Below are 14,036 nucleotides of genomic sequence, written 5' to 3'. Positions count from 1 at the left end.
CTTTAGATAGTGAGAAACCACGGATATTAAAAGACAAAAATAAACTACGTACGGCACTATAAGTAACTATCGGCGCGGATCTAGGCGACTTTAACGGCCCACAGCGCTTTTTTCAGCATTGCTATGACAACAACTAACACTTATCGCTCACTACCGCCTCGCCATCTCCCTCAGGTAGACACGGCGATCTCACCTACCGTTCGACCAAGCCGCTCAGTAATATTATTCCGCACAACCACCCCCACATTGTCACGCATGGGCGGCTCAACCTGTGGCGCGAGCAATACCTCTGTGGGGTTGCCTTTAGCATCAATGCGTAATATCCAACCCTGCTGCTGACTGGAAAAGCGCGCTAGCGAGCCCACTGGCAGACCCTTAAAATGGTCGATGTAGCGCTTAATCCAGCGCATATCAAAGTGATGTGGGTGCTGCAATAAATGACGATAAATTTGCTGCACTGTCTTAGCCGACCTATCTGTACGGTCGCGACGCATTGCCTCTACTACGTCGACAACGGCACTCGCTTTTGCCAACTCACTGAGGTCAGCCCCACTCAATCCGCCTGGATACCCGCTACCATCCATACGCTCATTAATCCCGCCAATGACCGCCTGAGCCACACCTGCCGACAGCCACTGACAGCCATGCAAACGATCAAGCAGCAATTGAACATGCTCACTGATCGCTTTTCGATGACTCGCTTCAAAGTGCGGCGCTTTGAACAAAACCTGTGGAACCAGCGCTTTACCAAGATCATGTATAAGACCGCTGGCCACTATCGCCTTGCGCAGCTCGCGGGGCATGCTGGCACCCACAAAGTCGAGCAAATGAATAGCCACGGCAATCCCGTGGCGCACGATTAAAGGCTCTGGAGATAAGCAGCGTGATGCGAATAGTAGTGCTTCACGATCCTCTTCATGAAGATCTAATATGCGATCAGCATAGCGGGAGAGTTGGCGCCCATCGATATCGCTACCTTGCTGTAATGCCAGTAATTGCGCATCCAAGTAGGCAGCGACTTTTACCAGCCGGCGCGCCATAGGAGTAGCGTAGCGCCTGAGGTCACGACGCCCAAGCAATTCTCCGGCACCTGATCGCTTGCTTGCCAGGGCGAACAGCGGAGAGGGCTGGCGCTCACTCTGCTCCTCTTTTTTATAGCGAGCCGCTTCGCGCTCTATTTCACATACGAAATACCAAATTTGCCGCTCTTGCTCCGCACTGCACTCAACGAAGTTGAAACCAACACGGAGCAAGTGTCGCTCAGCATCTGTCTTTTGATGGCGAGCTTCTCCAAGCACTTCAAAATAGGTACCGTCAGGAAAGGTAAACGCCAACTTCAGGGGATTAGCAGCCTCGGCCAACAGACCGCTGGCCGCCAATGGCAATTCAAGCTGGCAGCCGTCTTGGGATAAATCCCGCAGCTCACCCTCTATCTCAGCATCACCACCATACAAACCTGCCGACACCACCATCCCCATGCGCAGCTCAGCGCGAAAGGACTCACGACGCTGCAGCACGTCCAACGATGCAGGATAATCACTACAACATAAAAAGCGCCCCCCAGCCTGGCGCGTTTCCGTCAGGTGCAGTAGCGGCGTCTGGATCACTTTACCCTGCGCCTGCCCGCGCAAATAGAAAGCAGCCCCGCCCTGAAGGTGCTGAAGTAAATAATCAATCGATGAGAGATCCATCACCAAGGCTTGCCCCAGGTGCTGCTCCATCAACACTATAGGCTCTGGGCGAGCACCCGTCGCGGCAAGGCAGAGTGACACACCGCCTGTCTCGATCAAGGTATTCAGCAGAGACTCGATCACTGTTGTGCTTGCTATTGTTTCAAACTCATCCTGCTGCGCCGCCATTCTCGCCTCACTTACTCTTATGCGTTAATTAGTTCACCGCAAAGCGGAGAAGCATATCAGATGCCAACAGCGCGGCGTATGCACAAAAAGGCACCATTCTCATGCTTATTAGGCGGGCTATAGCATGCTAGGACAGGAGGTTTATAGTCAGCGCTATCAATAAAAAAACAAACACAACACTAGTTAGCGTAAAGTTTTCCTGCCTTCTGCCGATACTAGTGTAGAAATACTCACATAAATTAGTAAAAACTCGAGCTATGGCTGCCGCTTCACGCTATTGCACCACTAACTGGCTGCCAAAGCTGACTTTACAAAGGAACGTGCCCCATGAGCTCACTACCCACCGAAGTAATACCAACGCTGTCATCGGCCCTAACCCACCTAAACCCACGTCAGCGGCTAGAAAACACCCTGGCTCAGTTAGCGCCAACGAACACTCAGCTTAAAAGCGCAGAAACCACCAAGCAGGAAACCTCTGCTAACGAACTCGTACAACCCATTCAGCGCATTAACGAGATAATGCGCCCACATGGTTTAGAATTCGAATTGAGCGAAGAGACCTCACGCGTGATTACGCGGGTTATAGACAGGGAGTCTGGAGAGGTCATACGCCAGATACCAGCAGAAGAAGTACTCGCCATTGCCGAGCGACTAGAAGAAATGAACGGGCGAATCATTTCCATTGAGGCTTAAGGCCGAAAGGTCTAAACCTGCATGTTCATAACATCACGATATGCAGAAACTAAGCGGTTGCGAACCTGAAGCCCCATTTGAAACGCAACGCTAGCCTTCTGCATATCGACCATCACGTCATTGAGCTGCAAATTGGGATCACCTGCCTGAAAGGCCATCGCCTGGCTATTAGCCGTTTGCTGAAGCCGATTTATACGCTGAATCGAGGCCTGCAGCTCGCCGCCAAACCCTCCTTGCCCAACAGCGGCTGACGCCTGAGCACCACTAAGGGGCTGCGTGGATGCCGCCTGGCTCGCCATGCCTTGCATCTGTTGTAACGCAGCCTGTATTGCGGGAGTACTCATACGCTCACCTCAATTCGCAAAAAAGATCTAATGCAAAAAGCCTAACACCAAAGCAACCCACCTCATACGGACAAATGCGCATAAAAAGCGGATCTTATCTTTCCTTTAGGCTCGACTAGCCACCGGATAATGGCCGTCATCACAATTCCGCCTCATCTTTTAGGCGGATAACCGCGATTGACGGATATAGCCTATGCCTTCTTTGGTGATGCGCCTGGGCCGACGCCAGTTTTGCTTGCCCCTTTGGAGGGTCGCATGAGCGAAACTGGTGCAACGGCAGGCCGTCAAAACAGTACGAATCAAGCCGCTCCCCGCAGTGGAAGTACAGGTAGTGGAAATAGCGAACGCGATACCGCCAGCGGCTCGGCTTTTGAGCGAACGCTGAATCAGTTGCGTGGCAATCCACTCGTCGCACTGCTTATTGCTGGTGCCGCCTCAATTGCTATTGTGGCGGCTCTCTTTATGTGGGCCAGCAGCCCTGAGTACCGCGTGCTTTACAGCAACCTGAGCGAAGCTGATGGTGGCAGCATCATCAATGAGCTCGACACGCGTGGTATTCCCTACCGGTTCAGTGAAGGTGGACAGGCGTTAATGGTTCCTAGCGACCAAGTCCATACGCTACGCCTACAGCTTGCAGAACAGGGTCTTCCCCGCGGCGGCAATCTTGGTCTGGAATTAATGGATAGCCAGGCGTTTGGGATTAGTCAGTTTGCTGAGCAGATTAATTATCAGCGTGGCCTGGAAGGCGAGCTTGCCCGCTCCATCGAATCACTGGGGCCAGTGAAGACTGTAAGAGTTCACTTATCCATGGCCAAGCCATCAGTTTTTATTCGTGATCGTGAGCCAGCGAAAGCATCCGTTGTTCTAACCCTTTTACCTGGCCGCATCCTGGGAGAAGGCCAAGTCAGCGCGATTGTCCACATGGTTTCGGGTAGCGTGCCGGAGCTTGCCGCTGAAGATGTCACCGTGGTTAATCAGGATGGTCGATTGCTGTCTGCCGAGACAAGCAATGGAAACGACCTGGATGGATCACAGCTTGAGTATATTGCCGAGGTTGAACGCTCTTACCAGCAGCGTATCGAGCATATTCTAACGCCCATTCTGGGGCGCGATAATGTACGCGCCCAGGTTGCAGCGCAAATAGATTTCTCGCGACGCGAGCAAACCTCTGAGCGCTACGGGCCCAATCAACCGCCCAACGAAGCAGCCGTGCGTAGCCGTCAGCTAAGCCTTGCTTTTGATGGCGAAGACCCTCTGGCCACAGGCATCCCAGGCGCACTCACCAATACACCGCCAGGCATCATGCCCTCCCCTATCAACCAACAGGAAGGCGAGGAAGAAGGCGACCAAGAAGAAGACGTGCCCCCAGAAGCGTTGCGTAACTTGCGCCAAGACGACGTTATCAACTACGAAGTTGATCGCAGTATTGAGCACGTCCAGCACCGGCTCGGCCAAATAGAGCGGCTCTCTGCGGCAGTCGTCGTGAACTACCGCACAGAAATCAACGATGAGGGCGAACCCGTCGAGGTTGCCCTAACAGACAACGAAGTGGCTCAAATTGAGCGCCTGGTTCGTCAAGCAATGGGCTTCTCACAACTGCGCGGCGATGAAGTTGAAGTCGTCAACTCTCCCTTCGCGCGCAGTGTTGAGGAAACCGTAGAGGTTGATTGGTGGAAAGACCCCAGCATTCTTTCACTTGCTGGCAAGGTGGGTCGCTACCTATTGGTTGCGCTAGCGATTTTATTGCTTTACCTGTTGATTTTGCGCCCGTTAATCAAGCGTTACACCCAGCCACCGGTGATGGCGACCGCAACGCCTGGCGGCACGCTATCTGCTAGCGTAGGTGAGGAAGACGACGACGAAGGGTTAGAGTCGTCAGACGAGACTGATGAGACCTACGCCAAGCCCAAGCGTCGGCGTAAAACCTCACTCTATGAGCATAACCTCAACGACCTGCGTGAAATGGCGCAGGAAGATCCCCGCATGGTCGCGATGATCATTCGTAGCTGGATGAATGCCAATGAGTAGTTCAATTGCTGAAATGAGCGGAGCACGTAAGAGCGCTGTCTTATTACTTGCACTCGATGAAGACAGTGCCGCAGAGGTGTTTAAGTATCTCGGTGCTGCCGAGGTGCAAGAAATTAGTATGGAGATGGCCAAGCTTAATCAGGTCTCACACGAAGAAATGAAAGCAGTGCTTGAAGCTTTCCATAAAGAGACTGAAGAGTTTGTCGCGCTGAATCTAAACTCCAGCGATCATATCCGCTCGGTGCTGACCAAAGCACTGGGTAGCGAGCGCGCAACTAGCTTAATTGAAGATATTCTGGAGACCACAGGCAGTAACTCAGGTATCGACGCGCTCAATCTCATGGAAGCGTCCATGGTCTCCGAGCTAATCCGCGACGAGCACCCGCAGATTATTGCGACGATCCTGGTTCACCTGGATCGCCATCAAGCATCAGATATTCTGGAGCTGTTTGAAGAAAAATTGCGCAATGACGTGGTGCTACGTATCGCCACCTTTAGCGGTGTTCAGCCCGCGGCGTTACAAGAACTGACCGAAGTACTTACCAGCATGCTGGATGGTCAGAACCTCAAGCGCAGCAAAATGGGCGGCGTAAGAACAGCTGCAGAGATTCTCAACTTGATGAACTCCTCTCAGGAAGAGACCGCTATCGAAACCGTGCGTGCGCACAGCGAAGATCTGGCCCAGAAGATTATCGACGAAATGTTCCTGTTCGAGAACCTGCTGGATCTCGACAACCGCGCTATTCAAATGGTGCTACAGGAAGTCGATACCAACTCGCTGGTGGTGGCACTCAAAGGGGCTCAGGACGCCTTGGTCGACAAATTCCTGCGCAACATGTCACAGCGCGCTGCCGATTTAGTTCGCGAAGATATGGAAGCCCGGGGCCCTATCCGCGTCTCTCAAGTTGAAACAGAGCAGAAAACTATCTTGCAGGTCGTGCGGCGTTTAGCCGATTCAGGGGAAATCGTTCTGGCTGGCGGAGACGACGAGTATGTCTAATACTCACTCGCCTAAATTTGATCGCCATGGGGATTGGCGCCGCTGGCAAATGGATGAGCTGGCAACCACGAAGAGCAGCCACGCCCCTGGTGGCGAGGTGCCAACAGCTCACCAGCGCAAAGTCCAGGCGGCGCAGAAAGCGGCCGAGCAGGCACGCCAGCGTGAAGAGAGTGAACGCCAGGCGCTTTACGAACGTATTCGCCAGCAAGCCGAAAAAGAGGGGTATGACGCTGGCTTTGAACAGGGCTACAAAGAAGGTCTTGAAAAGGGTTTAGAGGAAGCTGCCGAACAGGCAAAAACTGAGCTAGAAGCACAGATTCGCAAAACCGTTGGGCCGCTGGAAACGCTGGGTAAACAGTTTGCGGACGCCCTTGAACGCCTTGATGACACTATCGCCTACGATCTGGTCGAGTTAGCACTCGCCACCGGCAAACAGCTTGCAAGCGATGCCTTACGGGATACACCCGAGCAGATTTTGACCACTGTTCGCGAGCTGCTGCACACCGAGCCCCCCCTGGTAGGCCAGCAGCGGCTTTGGCTCAACCCCGATGATCACGCTCTAGTAGAAGAGCACTTAGGCAATGAGCTCCGGGCCGCCAATTGGAAACTGCAGCCCGATGACCAGCTTGCCCGTGGCGGCTGTCGGGTAACCAGTGCCCAGGGTGAAATTGACGCTACCTTTGAAAGCCGTTGGCATGCCATCCAAGCCCAATCGCGCAAACGCGGCCTCAATTCCCCACCCTCCTCTAACGTTCCTTCATCGTAGGCGCATACGCTATGGCAGATACCACCTGTCCCCATCAACATCGCTGGAATAAGGCATTGCGACGCACGCAGCAGCGTGTCAGCCACCTGCCTCGCTACCGCAATAGCGGCCGCGTTATTCGCGCGACGGGGATGGTGATTGAGGTGGTAGGATTGCGTGTGGCTGTGGGCAGCGCCTGTCGGATTGAATTGCCAGGCAGTGATGGTCGACTGACAGACAGCGATAGGCATGCCGAAGCGGAGGTCGTCGGCTTTTCTGGTGACAAGTTATTCTTGATGCCTCTCGAGGAGGTTATCGGATTAATGCCTGGGGCTCGCGTCGCACCTCTTGATGAAAGCGGCAACAACACTGCCCGCCGCTTCCCGATGGGCGATAGCCTGCTTGGCCGAGTACTGGATGGTAACGGCAATCCGCTGGATGATCGGGAGAGTATAGATGAGACACCCCGAGCAACTCTCAGCTCTCCGCCGCTCAACCCGCTTTCTCGAGCGCCTATTGATGCGCAAATTGACGTCGGCATTCGTGCTATTAATGCACTGCTTTGCGTAGGCCGAGGCCAACGGATGGGGCTTTTTGCAGGCTCGGGTGTGGGTAAATCAGTACTGCTAGGCATGATGGCGCGCTACACCAAAGCCGACGTGATTGTAGTGGGTTTGATTGGTGAGCGGGGTCGTGAAGTCCAAGACTTTATCGATAACATTTTGGGCCCTGAGGGTCGACGCCGTGCTGTGGTCGTCGCCGCTCCCGCTGACACATCACCACTACAGCGCCTGCAGGGCGCCGCTTATGCAACACGCCTGGCAGAAGGCTTTCGTGACGAAGGTCGCGATGTTCTGTTGATTATGGATTCACTAACACGCTATGCCATGGCCCAGCGGGAAATTGCTTTGGCGATTGGTGAGCCACCCGCTACTAAAGGTTATCCGCCGTCAGTTTTTGCCAAGCTACCGGGTTTAGTAGAGCGAGCAGGCAATGCTGAACGTGGCGGCGGCTCTATTACGGCTTTTTATACCGTGCTTACGGAGGGCGATGACCAACAGGATCCTATTGCCGATTCTGCTCGCGCCATTCTAGATGGGCACATAGTACTGTCGAGAACATTAGCAGAAGCGGGTCACTATCCGGCCATCGATATTGAAGCCTCAATTAGCCGCGCCATGACCTCTATTGCCTCACCCGACCAGCTTCAGGAAGCGCGGGTTTTCAAGCAACTGTTCTCACGCTACCAGCGTAACCGGGATCTGATCAGCGTAGGGGCCTACAGTCCTGGTCATGACCCCCAACTCGACGAGGCAGTGAAACGCTTTCCATCGTTAGAAAACTTCCTTCAACAAAATATTGATGAGTGTGCAACGCTTGCGGATGCTCGCCAAGCACTGCACGCACTGGTAGGAGGGCGCGCATGAGCACTTCACAGCTTGAGATGTTGACCGACCTAGCCAGAGGCGCCCGCGATCAAGCGGGCAAGATACTGGCTCAAGAGCGACAAACAGAACAGCAAACGACCGCTCAGCTACAGTCGCTGCTGAGCTACCGAGCGGAGTACGCTGAGCGCTTGCAAAAAGCGATGAGTGACGGCATTGACCCTGCCACCATGTACAACTATCAACAGTTCCTGGCCTCTTTGGATGCGGCTCTTAGCCGCGCTCGACAAGCGTTAGCCGCTCAACAGGCAAGCGTTGAACAAAGCAAAAAGAACTGGCAACAAGAGCAGCGTAAGCTCTCTTCCTACGATACACTGGCGTCACGTCGACTGTTAGAAGAGCACCGCCGCAGTGAGCGTCAGGAACAAAAAACCAATGATGATCTGGTGACAAGCCGCGCGGCTCGTCGTCAGCATAACGACACTCCGCATTAGCGGTGTCAGGGAACTGTATATGAACATTCACCAGATGCTTTCGGTCAGCCAAAGCTCACCTCAGACACAGTCTCCAGGTGCTTTTAACCGGCAAGACCCAGTCAACGGCCTATTCCGCCAGGCGCTGTTACAAGCGTCTGATACTCAGCAACGCTTATCGTCACCCGGGCTTAGTGAAATTAGCGCTGCTCAGCCGCCCTTACAGCAAAAACAGCTCGATGCACTCGGCAATCTTGTATCCGATACATTGGAAGTCGACGCTGAAAATTTGAGCGCGGCCCTTGAAACCCTGGGGCTTGATGTCAGTGAGAGTGACTTTTCTGAACTTCTCGCCCAGCTACAGCTGCCGAACTCAGAGATCAGCGCGGACACTCTGGGTTTAGAGGGTGAGCAATTCTCGTCACCTCTTGACGAAATTGCCGGCCGTCTTGCACTTATGGCTTCATTTTCTAATGGCAACGCATCACTGCCAGCAGAGCAGTTATCCGACTCAGGTGCATTGCAGTTGATTGCGGAACAGCTAAACATCAACACAAACCAAACAGCACTGCCTATCGACACAGCAGGGCTGAAAGCAATCGCTGAAGAGCTAAATATTAGTCAAACGGAAGCTGCTCAGCTAATCGATTCACCGGCATTCAAAACGATTATCCAGTCTCTCAGTATGGATAACAGCGGATCTGTACAGTCTATCGACCCGGCAGCACTACAAGCCATTGCTGATCAGTTAAACATTAATCAAACGGAAGCTGCGCAGCTAGTCGATACACCGGCGCTCAAAACAATTATCCAATCTCTCAGTATGGATAACAGCGGATCTGTGCAGTCTATCGACCCAGCAGCACTGCAAACCATTGCCGATCAGTTAAACATTACTCAAACGGAAGCTGCACAGCTGGTCAATACACCGGCGCTCAAAACAATTATCCAGTCTCTCAGTATGGATACCAACGGATCTGTGCAGCCTATCGACCCAGCAGCACTGAAAGCCATTGCTGATCAGTTAAACATTAATCAAACGGAAGCTGCGCAGTTGGTCTCCGCGCTAAATGGCTTGGTCGGGCAACAGCAGGGGGCTCAGACATTGCCCGTTGATTCAGCTCGTTTAACTGATGCACGCTCGCCTGTGGCTGAGCGCCAGATAGCCCCTAGGCAACAGCCAGATATTTTCGTTACTCAACTCACCACCTCAAACACCAGCAGCGCAGCCCCCAACGTCAGTAGCGAAGCTCTCATGGGCGCTCTACTGACCGCAGATGGAGCGCCGAAAGGAAGCCAGAGTGGTGAGCAATTACCTACCGGTTTTTCATTCAATACCAGTAGCAACCCGTTAGCCATGCCGCAATCCGCGCAAACGTATACTCCTGCGCCTACCCCGACAACTGCCACGTTAACAACGCCTTTTATGAGTCCTGCCTGGTCGCAACAACTAAGCCAGCAGTTGGTGCAGATTTCACAGCGGGGCGGCGATCAGCATGTCCAAATGCAGTTGAATCCAGCAGAGCTGGGCCCGCTCTCTATCTCACTAAAATTTAGCGAACAAGGCGCTCAAGCACACTTTTTGTCAGCCCATGCACAGGTGCGTCAAGTGCTAGAGCAGGCGATCCCCCAGCTAAGGGAAGCGTTGGCGGAGCAAGGTATATCACTGGGTGAAACATCTGTTGGCGAACAGCGCGACCCCAATGACCAGGCTTTTGCCCAGTCAAGCAGCAAGAACGGCATTAAAACTGGCAGCGACAGCGGCGAGATTGGTTCAGATGAAGCAACTCACCAAAACGCCGGAAGTAACCCGCTGGCCCTGGATGGGCGGGTAGACCTTTACGCTTAAGTGGCGACGCCAGAATTTGTATGCTCTTTCTAGTACTACACATCAGTACGCCAATGAAATAGCTAAACCAAAAGATAGGCTTGCCAAACGAGCCTGTTCATTTCATCACCGGCATGTGCTTTTGGCATAATACTTTGCTAGTGATACGCATGGAGTTCACAGGAATCGCAAATGGCAGAAAAAAGCGGCGGGTCAAAAAAACTGCTCTGGATAATGATTATCCTGGTCTTGCTGTCTTCAGCGGGAGCAGCAGCGGCTATTTATATGGTAATGGATCAGCGTGATGACGGTTCGCAAGACGCAGAAATGCAGCAGTCTATGGAGCGCGAACCGCCTATTTTCATGCGGATTGAACCCTTTACCGTCAATCTTGCCGATGATAGTTATGGCTCACGTTTACTCTATACAGGCGTGACTCTGCGTGTGGGTAATGAGGAAAGTAAAGCAATTCTAGAAGAGCATATGCCTCAAGTGCGTAGCCGTCTGCTGATGCTGCTATCGGGCAAGCAGGCTGATGAACTTACTTCCCCGGAAGGTAAGCAACAGCTTGCACAAGCGATTGTTGAGCGACTCAACGCCCCGCTGACGGAAAATCAGCCACCGCTTGATTTGCGTGAAGTTTTATTCACCGAATTTATTGTGCAATAACCTCGGGAACTGGAGCCGTTCATGTCACAGGACGATCTACTGTCCCAGGAAGAAATTGATGCCCTACTGAAGGGCGTTAGCGGAGACGATGAGCCATCTGCTTCATCGTCCAAAGCGCAAGACGAAGCGCGTGTTCGACCTTATGACCCGTCAACTCAGCATCGCGTTATTCGTGAGCGCTTGCATGCGCTTGATTTTATCAATGAGCGTTTTGCACGCTATTTTCGTACTGGCTTGTTCAACCTATTACGGCGTAGTGCAGACATTACCGTAGAGTCAGTGCGTTATCAGAGCTTTAGCGAATTTTCGCGTAATGTTCCTGTTCCAACAAACCTGAACATCGTATCTATGAAGCCGCTACGTGGTTCAGCGCTGGTGGTATTTCCGCCTAACCTCGTTTTTATGGTGGTCGATAACCTCTTTGGTGGTGATGGTCGCTTTGTCACTAAATCAGATGGTCGAGAGTTCACAAACACTGAACAGCGTATTATCCAGCGTCTGCTTAATCTCGCCATTGATGCTTACCAAGAGGCGTGGAAAGTCGTTCATCCTCTGGATGTCAGTTTTTTACGCTCTGAAGTGCAGTCAAAGTTCGCCAACATCACCAATTCCCCTAATGAAATTGTGGTGAATACCAAGTTCAATATCGAAGTCGGCAACCTTTCAAGCAATTTTCAGATATGCATGCCTTACGCCATGATCGAGCCGTTGCGTGATTTACTGGCCAACCCGATCAATGACAGTAATCACGACCAAGATGGCAGTTGGTCTCGTCGTATGGCGAGTGAGCTACGTCAGTCAGAAGTAGAGTTGGTCGCTGAATTTGCTCAAATACCTAGTCGTATTGCCCACGTAATGGGGTTGAAAAAAGGCGACGTGCTACCGTTAGATATTCCGAGCTCTATCACAGCAAGTGTTGACGGGGTTCCCGTCATGGAGTGCGAGTACGGTAGCCAACGTCAACAGCACGCACTGCGGGTGCTACACATGATTGACCATGCCGCTATGAATAACGCATCGTCCAAGGACTTCGTTAAAGGGTCTACGCGACAGAAAGCCAAGGAATCCAAAGCATGACTGATCCCAATAAGCCTGATCAGAACGTCTCTGACGACGATTCAGCGGATGCCACTGAGCAGGAAGAAACTTCTTCAAGTGCCGATGCCGCTAGCGAAGAAGAAGATCCGTGGGCAGCCGCTATGGCTGAGCAAGAAGAAGCTTCTTCAAGCGCAGAGGAAGAAGATCCATGGGCATCTGCTATGGCAGAGCAAGAGGCCGTTGAGGCAAGTGAACAGGAAACAGCGGAGCCAGAATATAAAGCACCGGCCGCTAAACCTGCGAGTGACGACGTCTTCCGCCCTTTAAGCCCAGACAGCGGTTCATCGCAGGCGCGTGAGCTTGAAATGATCATGGATATCCCGGTGAAACTCACCGTGGAGTTAGGCCGCACGAAATTAACCATTAAGCAGCTGCTTGAGTTAGCGCAAGGGTCTGTGATTGAGCTTGAAGGCCTCGCCGGTGAACCGATGGATATCTTGATTAATGGCTACCTGATTGCTCAAGGCGAAGTCGTCGTGATCGAAGATAAATACGGCATTCGTATTACTGAAATCATTACGCCTTCTGAACGTATTCATAAATTGAACCGATGAGCGTAGCAACTTCCTCGACGCAGAACGGTTCACTCGATGCACTGGGGAACGGTGGCGAGGCATTAATAGGCATGGCTGTTCTAGGTAAGACAGCCGCGGCCTTAGCTCTCGTTATTGCGATCATTCTAATCTGCACGGCGCTTTTAAAGCGCTGGGGCAACCATACCACACGCCATGGCGCCCACCTGCGAATTGTGGGCAGTACTTCCGTAGGTAATCGTGAGCGTATTGTGGTTGTTGAAGTGGAAGATACCTGGCTAGTCGTTGGTGTGGGAGGCGGTCGTATCACGAAACTACACGAGCGCCCGGCCCCAGAAGAGCGTACGCCAACCGCATCGGCTCCGCCTGCCTCACGGTTTTCGCTTCGCCTATCAAAAGCGTTAGCTGCCGGTCGCAACCGCGATTCATCCTCGCCCACCGATCCACATCAGACGCCATGAGGCAATGGATGCACCTTTCTTGGCCCTGTGTTTTTAAAAGCTGTGTTTTTAACAACTATGTTTTGAAGAGCTGTGTTTTGAAAAGCTGTGTTCTCAAGAACAATATCGCTAAGCCACTTTCGCTTTGGCTGGTTATTATTGTTGCCTGTTTTATAGCAGGCCCTGCTCACGCACAACAAATACCTGGCATTATTTCACAACCGCTAGAGGACGGCGGACAGCAGTGGTCGCTTTCACTGCAAACACTGCTCTTTTTAAGCTCGCTAGCGTTTTTACCCTCCATGCTGCTAATGATGACGAGCTTTACGCGCATCATTATTGTGCTGAGCCTGTTGCGCACAGCAATGGGTACCCAGGCAACGCCGCCCAATCAAGTACTCTTGGGAATCGCGCTTTTTCTGACTTTTTTTATTATGTCCCCGGTATTAGCCCAGGTGTACGACAACGCCTGGGTACCACTGACTAATGAAACGATTAATTTTGAAGAATTTTTACTACTTGCCCAAGAACCATTTCGTGAATTCATGCTTGCCCAAACCCGCGAGCCCGACTTGGCCCTGTTTGTTCGCTTGGCAGATGTCGGGCCGATGCAAGGCCCGGAAGAGTTACCCATGCGAGTATTATTGCCCGCTTACGTTACTAGTGAGCTTAAAACAGCATTTCAAATTGGCTTTACTATTTTTATCCCGTTTTTAATCATCGACCTCGTAGTCGCCAGTACGCTGATGGCGCTGGGTATGATGATGGTTCCGCCCATTACGATCTCATTACCCTTTAAGTTAATGCTGTTCATTTTAGTGGATGGGTGGCAGCTTATTATCGGCTCAATGGCAGAAAGCTTTTACATGATATAGCGCTTCATTGAGTAATTTTTATATATGACAAGCCGTGTCGTTTTATACGGCACACAGGATTCCAAC

14 protein-coding genes are annotated in these 14,036 nt (G+C 52.3%); 12 read left to right on the top strand and 2 right to left on the bottom strand.

Translation table 11 applies throughout. The features are described from left to right. Positions 1 to 170 precede the first annotated feature (170 nt). Positions 171 to 1,859 (bottom strand): HD domain-containing phosphohydrolase, encoded by a 1,689-nt coding sequence (locus tag QT231_RS10680; RefSeq protein ID WP_308336884.1) that lies wholly within the window; start codon positions 1,857 to 1,859, stop codon positions 171 to 173. 327 nt (positions 1,860 to 2,186) lie between these two features. On the opposite strand from QT231_RS10680, the gene QT231_RS10675 reads away from it, so the two are divergent. Further along, positions 2,187 to 2,552, top strand: coding sequence for a flagellar protein FlaG (locus QT231_RS10675; RefSeq protein ID WP_308336883.1), 366 nt, complete (start codon positions 2,187 to 2,189; stop codon positions 2,550 to 2,552). Positions 2,553 to 2,563: 11 nt separating this feature from the next. Here QT231_RS10675 and fliE read toward each other — a convergent pair whose 3' ends face one another. Beyond that, positions 2,564 to 2,896, bottom strand: a complete 333-nt coding sequence (fliE, locus tag QT231_RS10670; RefSeq protein WP_308336882.1) for a flagellar hook-basal body complex protein FliE — start codon at positions 2,894 to 2,896, stop codon at positions 2,564 to 2,566. A gap of 255 nt (positions 2,897 to 3,151) precedes the next feature. On the opposite strand from fliE, the gene fliF reads away from it, so the two are divergent. From fliF to fliP, 11 genes are all read left to right on the top strand, one after another. After that, complete coding sequence (fliF, locus tag QT231_RS10665; protein WP_308336881.1) at positions 3,152 to 4,924, top strand: flagellar basal-body MS-ring/collar protein FliF; 1,773 nt, start codon at positions 3,152 to 3,154, stop codon at positions 4,922 to 4,924. Next, positions 4,917 to 5,924 carry a flagellar motor switch protein FliG gene (gene fliG, locus QT231_RS10660; protein ID WP_088702004.1) on the top strand — a complete coding sequence of 336 codons (1,008 nt, stop codon included), beginning with the start codon at positions 4,917 to 4,919 and terminating at the stop codon, positions 5,922 to 5,924. The genes fliF and fliG overlap by 8 nt, the downstream gene beginning before the upstream one ends. After that, entirely contained in the window at positions 5,917 to 6,690 is a 774-nt protein-coding gene (locus tag QT231_RS10655; protein WP_308336880.1) for a flagellar assembly protein FliH, read from the top strand. Before fliG ends, QT231_RS10655 begins: the two co-directional genes overlap by 8 nt. 11 nt (positions 6,691 to 6,701) lie before the next feature. Beyond that, positions 6,702 to 8,096, top strand: a complete 1,395-nt coding sequence (gene fliI / locus QT231_RS10650; protein ID WP_308336879.1) for a flagellar protein export ATPase FliI — start codon at positions 6,702 to 6,704, stop codon at positions 8,094 to 8,096. Further along, the gene (fliJ, locus tag QT231_RS10645) at positions 8,093 to 8,548 is read left to right on the top strand and encodes a flagellar export protein FliJ (RefSeq protein WP_308336878.1); all 456 of its coding nucleotides are present in this window, start codon (positions 8,093 to 8,095) and stop codon (positions 8,546 to 8,548) included. Before fliI ends, fliJ begins: the two co-directional genes overlap by 4 nt. A gap of 19 nt (positions 8,549 to 8,567) precedes the next feature. After that, positions 8,568 to 10,376, top strand: a complete 1,809-nt coding sequence (locus tag QT231_RS10640; RefSeq protein ID WP_308336877.1) for a flagellar hook-length control protein FliK — start codon at positions 8,568 to 8,570, stop codon at positions 10,374 to 10,376. A gap of 171 nt (positions 10,377 to 10,547) precedes the next feature. Beyond that, positions 10,548 to 11,024: a flagellar basal body-associated protein FliL gene (fliL, locus tag QT231_RS10635; RefSeq protein ID WP_308336876.1), complete on the top strand. Its 477-nt coding sequence runs from the start codon at positions 10,548 to 10,550 to the stop codon at positions 11,022 to 11,024. Between the two features lie 21 nt (positions 11,025 to 11,045). Next, entirely contained in the window at positions 11,046 to 12,101 is a 1,056-nt protein-coding gene (gene fliM, locus QT231_RS10630; RefSeq protein ID WP_308336875.1) for a flagellar motor switch protein FliM, read from the top strand. Further along, complete coding sequence (fliN, locus tag QT231_RS10625; protein WP_308336874.1) at positions 12,098 to 12,676, top strand: flagellar motor switch protein FliN; 579 nt, start codon at positions 12,098 to 12,100, stop codon at positions 12,674 to 12,676. Before fliM ends, fliN begins: the two co-directional genes overlap by 4 nt. Continuing rightward, positions 12,673 to 13,116 carry a flagellar biosynthetic protein FliO gene (fliO, locus tag QT231_RS10620; protein ID WP_308336873.1) on the top strand — a complete coding sequence of 148 codons (444 nt, stop codon included), beginning with the start codon at positions 12,673 to 12,675 and terminating at the stop codon, positions 13,114 to 13,116. Before fliN ends, fliO begins: the two co-directional genes overlap by 4 nt. Beyond that, positions 13,113 to 13,970, top strand: a complete 858-nt coding sequence (gene fliP, locus QT231_RS10615; RefSeq protein WP_308336872.1) for a flagellar type III secretion system pore protein FliP — start codon at positions 13,113 to 13,115, stop codon at positions 13,968 to 13,970. Before fliO ends, fliP begins: the two co-directional genes overlap by 4 nt. Positions 13,971 to 14,036: the final 66 nt, after the last annotated feature.

This window comes from Halomonas sp. SpR1 (assembly GCF_031010175.1).
In the GTDB taxonomy this organism is placed as follows: Bacteria; Pseudomonadota; Gammaproteobacteria; order Pseudomonadales; family Halomonadaceae; genus Vreelandella.
This window is presented reverse-complemented; position numbering and strand designations above follow the sequence as displayed.

Excerpts from the sequence above, each read along its gene's own strand:
- QT231_RS10655 (WP_308336880.1), top strand. The coding sequence starts at position 5,917 with ATGTCTAATACTCACTCGCCTAAATTTGATCGCCATGGGGATTGGCGC.
- fliP (WP_308336872.1), top strand. The coding sequence starts at position 13,113 with ATGAGGCAATGGATGCACCTTTCTTGGCCCTGTGTTTTTAAAAGCTGT.
- fliI (WP_308336879.1), top strand. The coding sequence starts at position 6,702 with ATGGCAGATACCACCTGTCCCCATCAACATCGCTGGAATAAGGCATTG.
- fliE (WP_308336882.1), bottom strand. The coding sequence starts at position 2,896 with ATGAGTACTCCCGCAATACAGGCTGCGTTACAACAGATGCAAGGCATG.
- fliF (WP_308336881.1), top strand. The coding sequence starts at position 3,152 with ATGAGCGAAACTGGTGCAACGGCAGGCCGTCAAAACAGTACGAATCAA.
- fliN (WP_308336874.1), top strand. The coding sequence starts at position 12,098 with ATGACTGATCCCAATAAGCCTGATCAGAACGTCTCTGACGACGATTCA.
- fliL (WP_308336876.1), top strand. The coding sequence starts at position 10,548 with ATGGCAGAAAAAAGCGGCGGGTCAAAAAAACTGCTCTGGATAATGATT.
- fliM (WP_308336875.1), top strand. The coding sequence starts at position 11,046 with ATGTCACAGGACGATCTACTGTCCCAGGAAGAAATTGATGCCCTACTG.
- fliO (WP_308336873.1), top strand. The coding sequence starts at position 12,673 with ATGAGCGTAGCAACTTCCTCGACGCAGAACGGTTCACTCGATGCACTG.
- fliJ (WP_308336878.1), top strand. The coding sequence starts at position 8,093 with ATGAGCACTTCACAGCTTGAGATGTTGACCGACCTAGCCAGAGGCGCC.
- QT231_RS10675 (WP_308336883.1), top strand. The coding sequence starts at position 2,187 with ATGAGCTCACTACCCACCGAAGTAATACCAACGCTGTCATCGGCCCTA.
- QT231_RS10680 (WP_308336884.1), bottom strand. The coding sequence starts at position 1,859 with ATGGCGGCGCAGCAGGATGAGTTTGAAACAATAGCAAGCACAACAGTG.
- QT231_RS10640 (WP_308336877.1), top strand. The coding sequence starts at position 8,568 with ATGAACATTCACCAGATGCTTTCGGTCAGCCAAAGCTCACCTCAGACA.
- fliG (WP_088702004.1), top strand. The coding sequence starts at position 4,917 with ATGAGTAGTTCAATTGCTGAAATGAGCGGAGCACGTAAGAGCGCTGTC.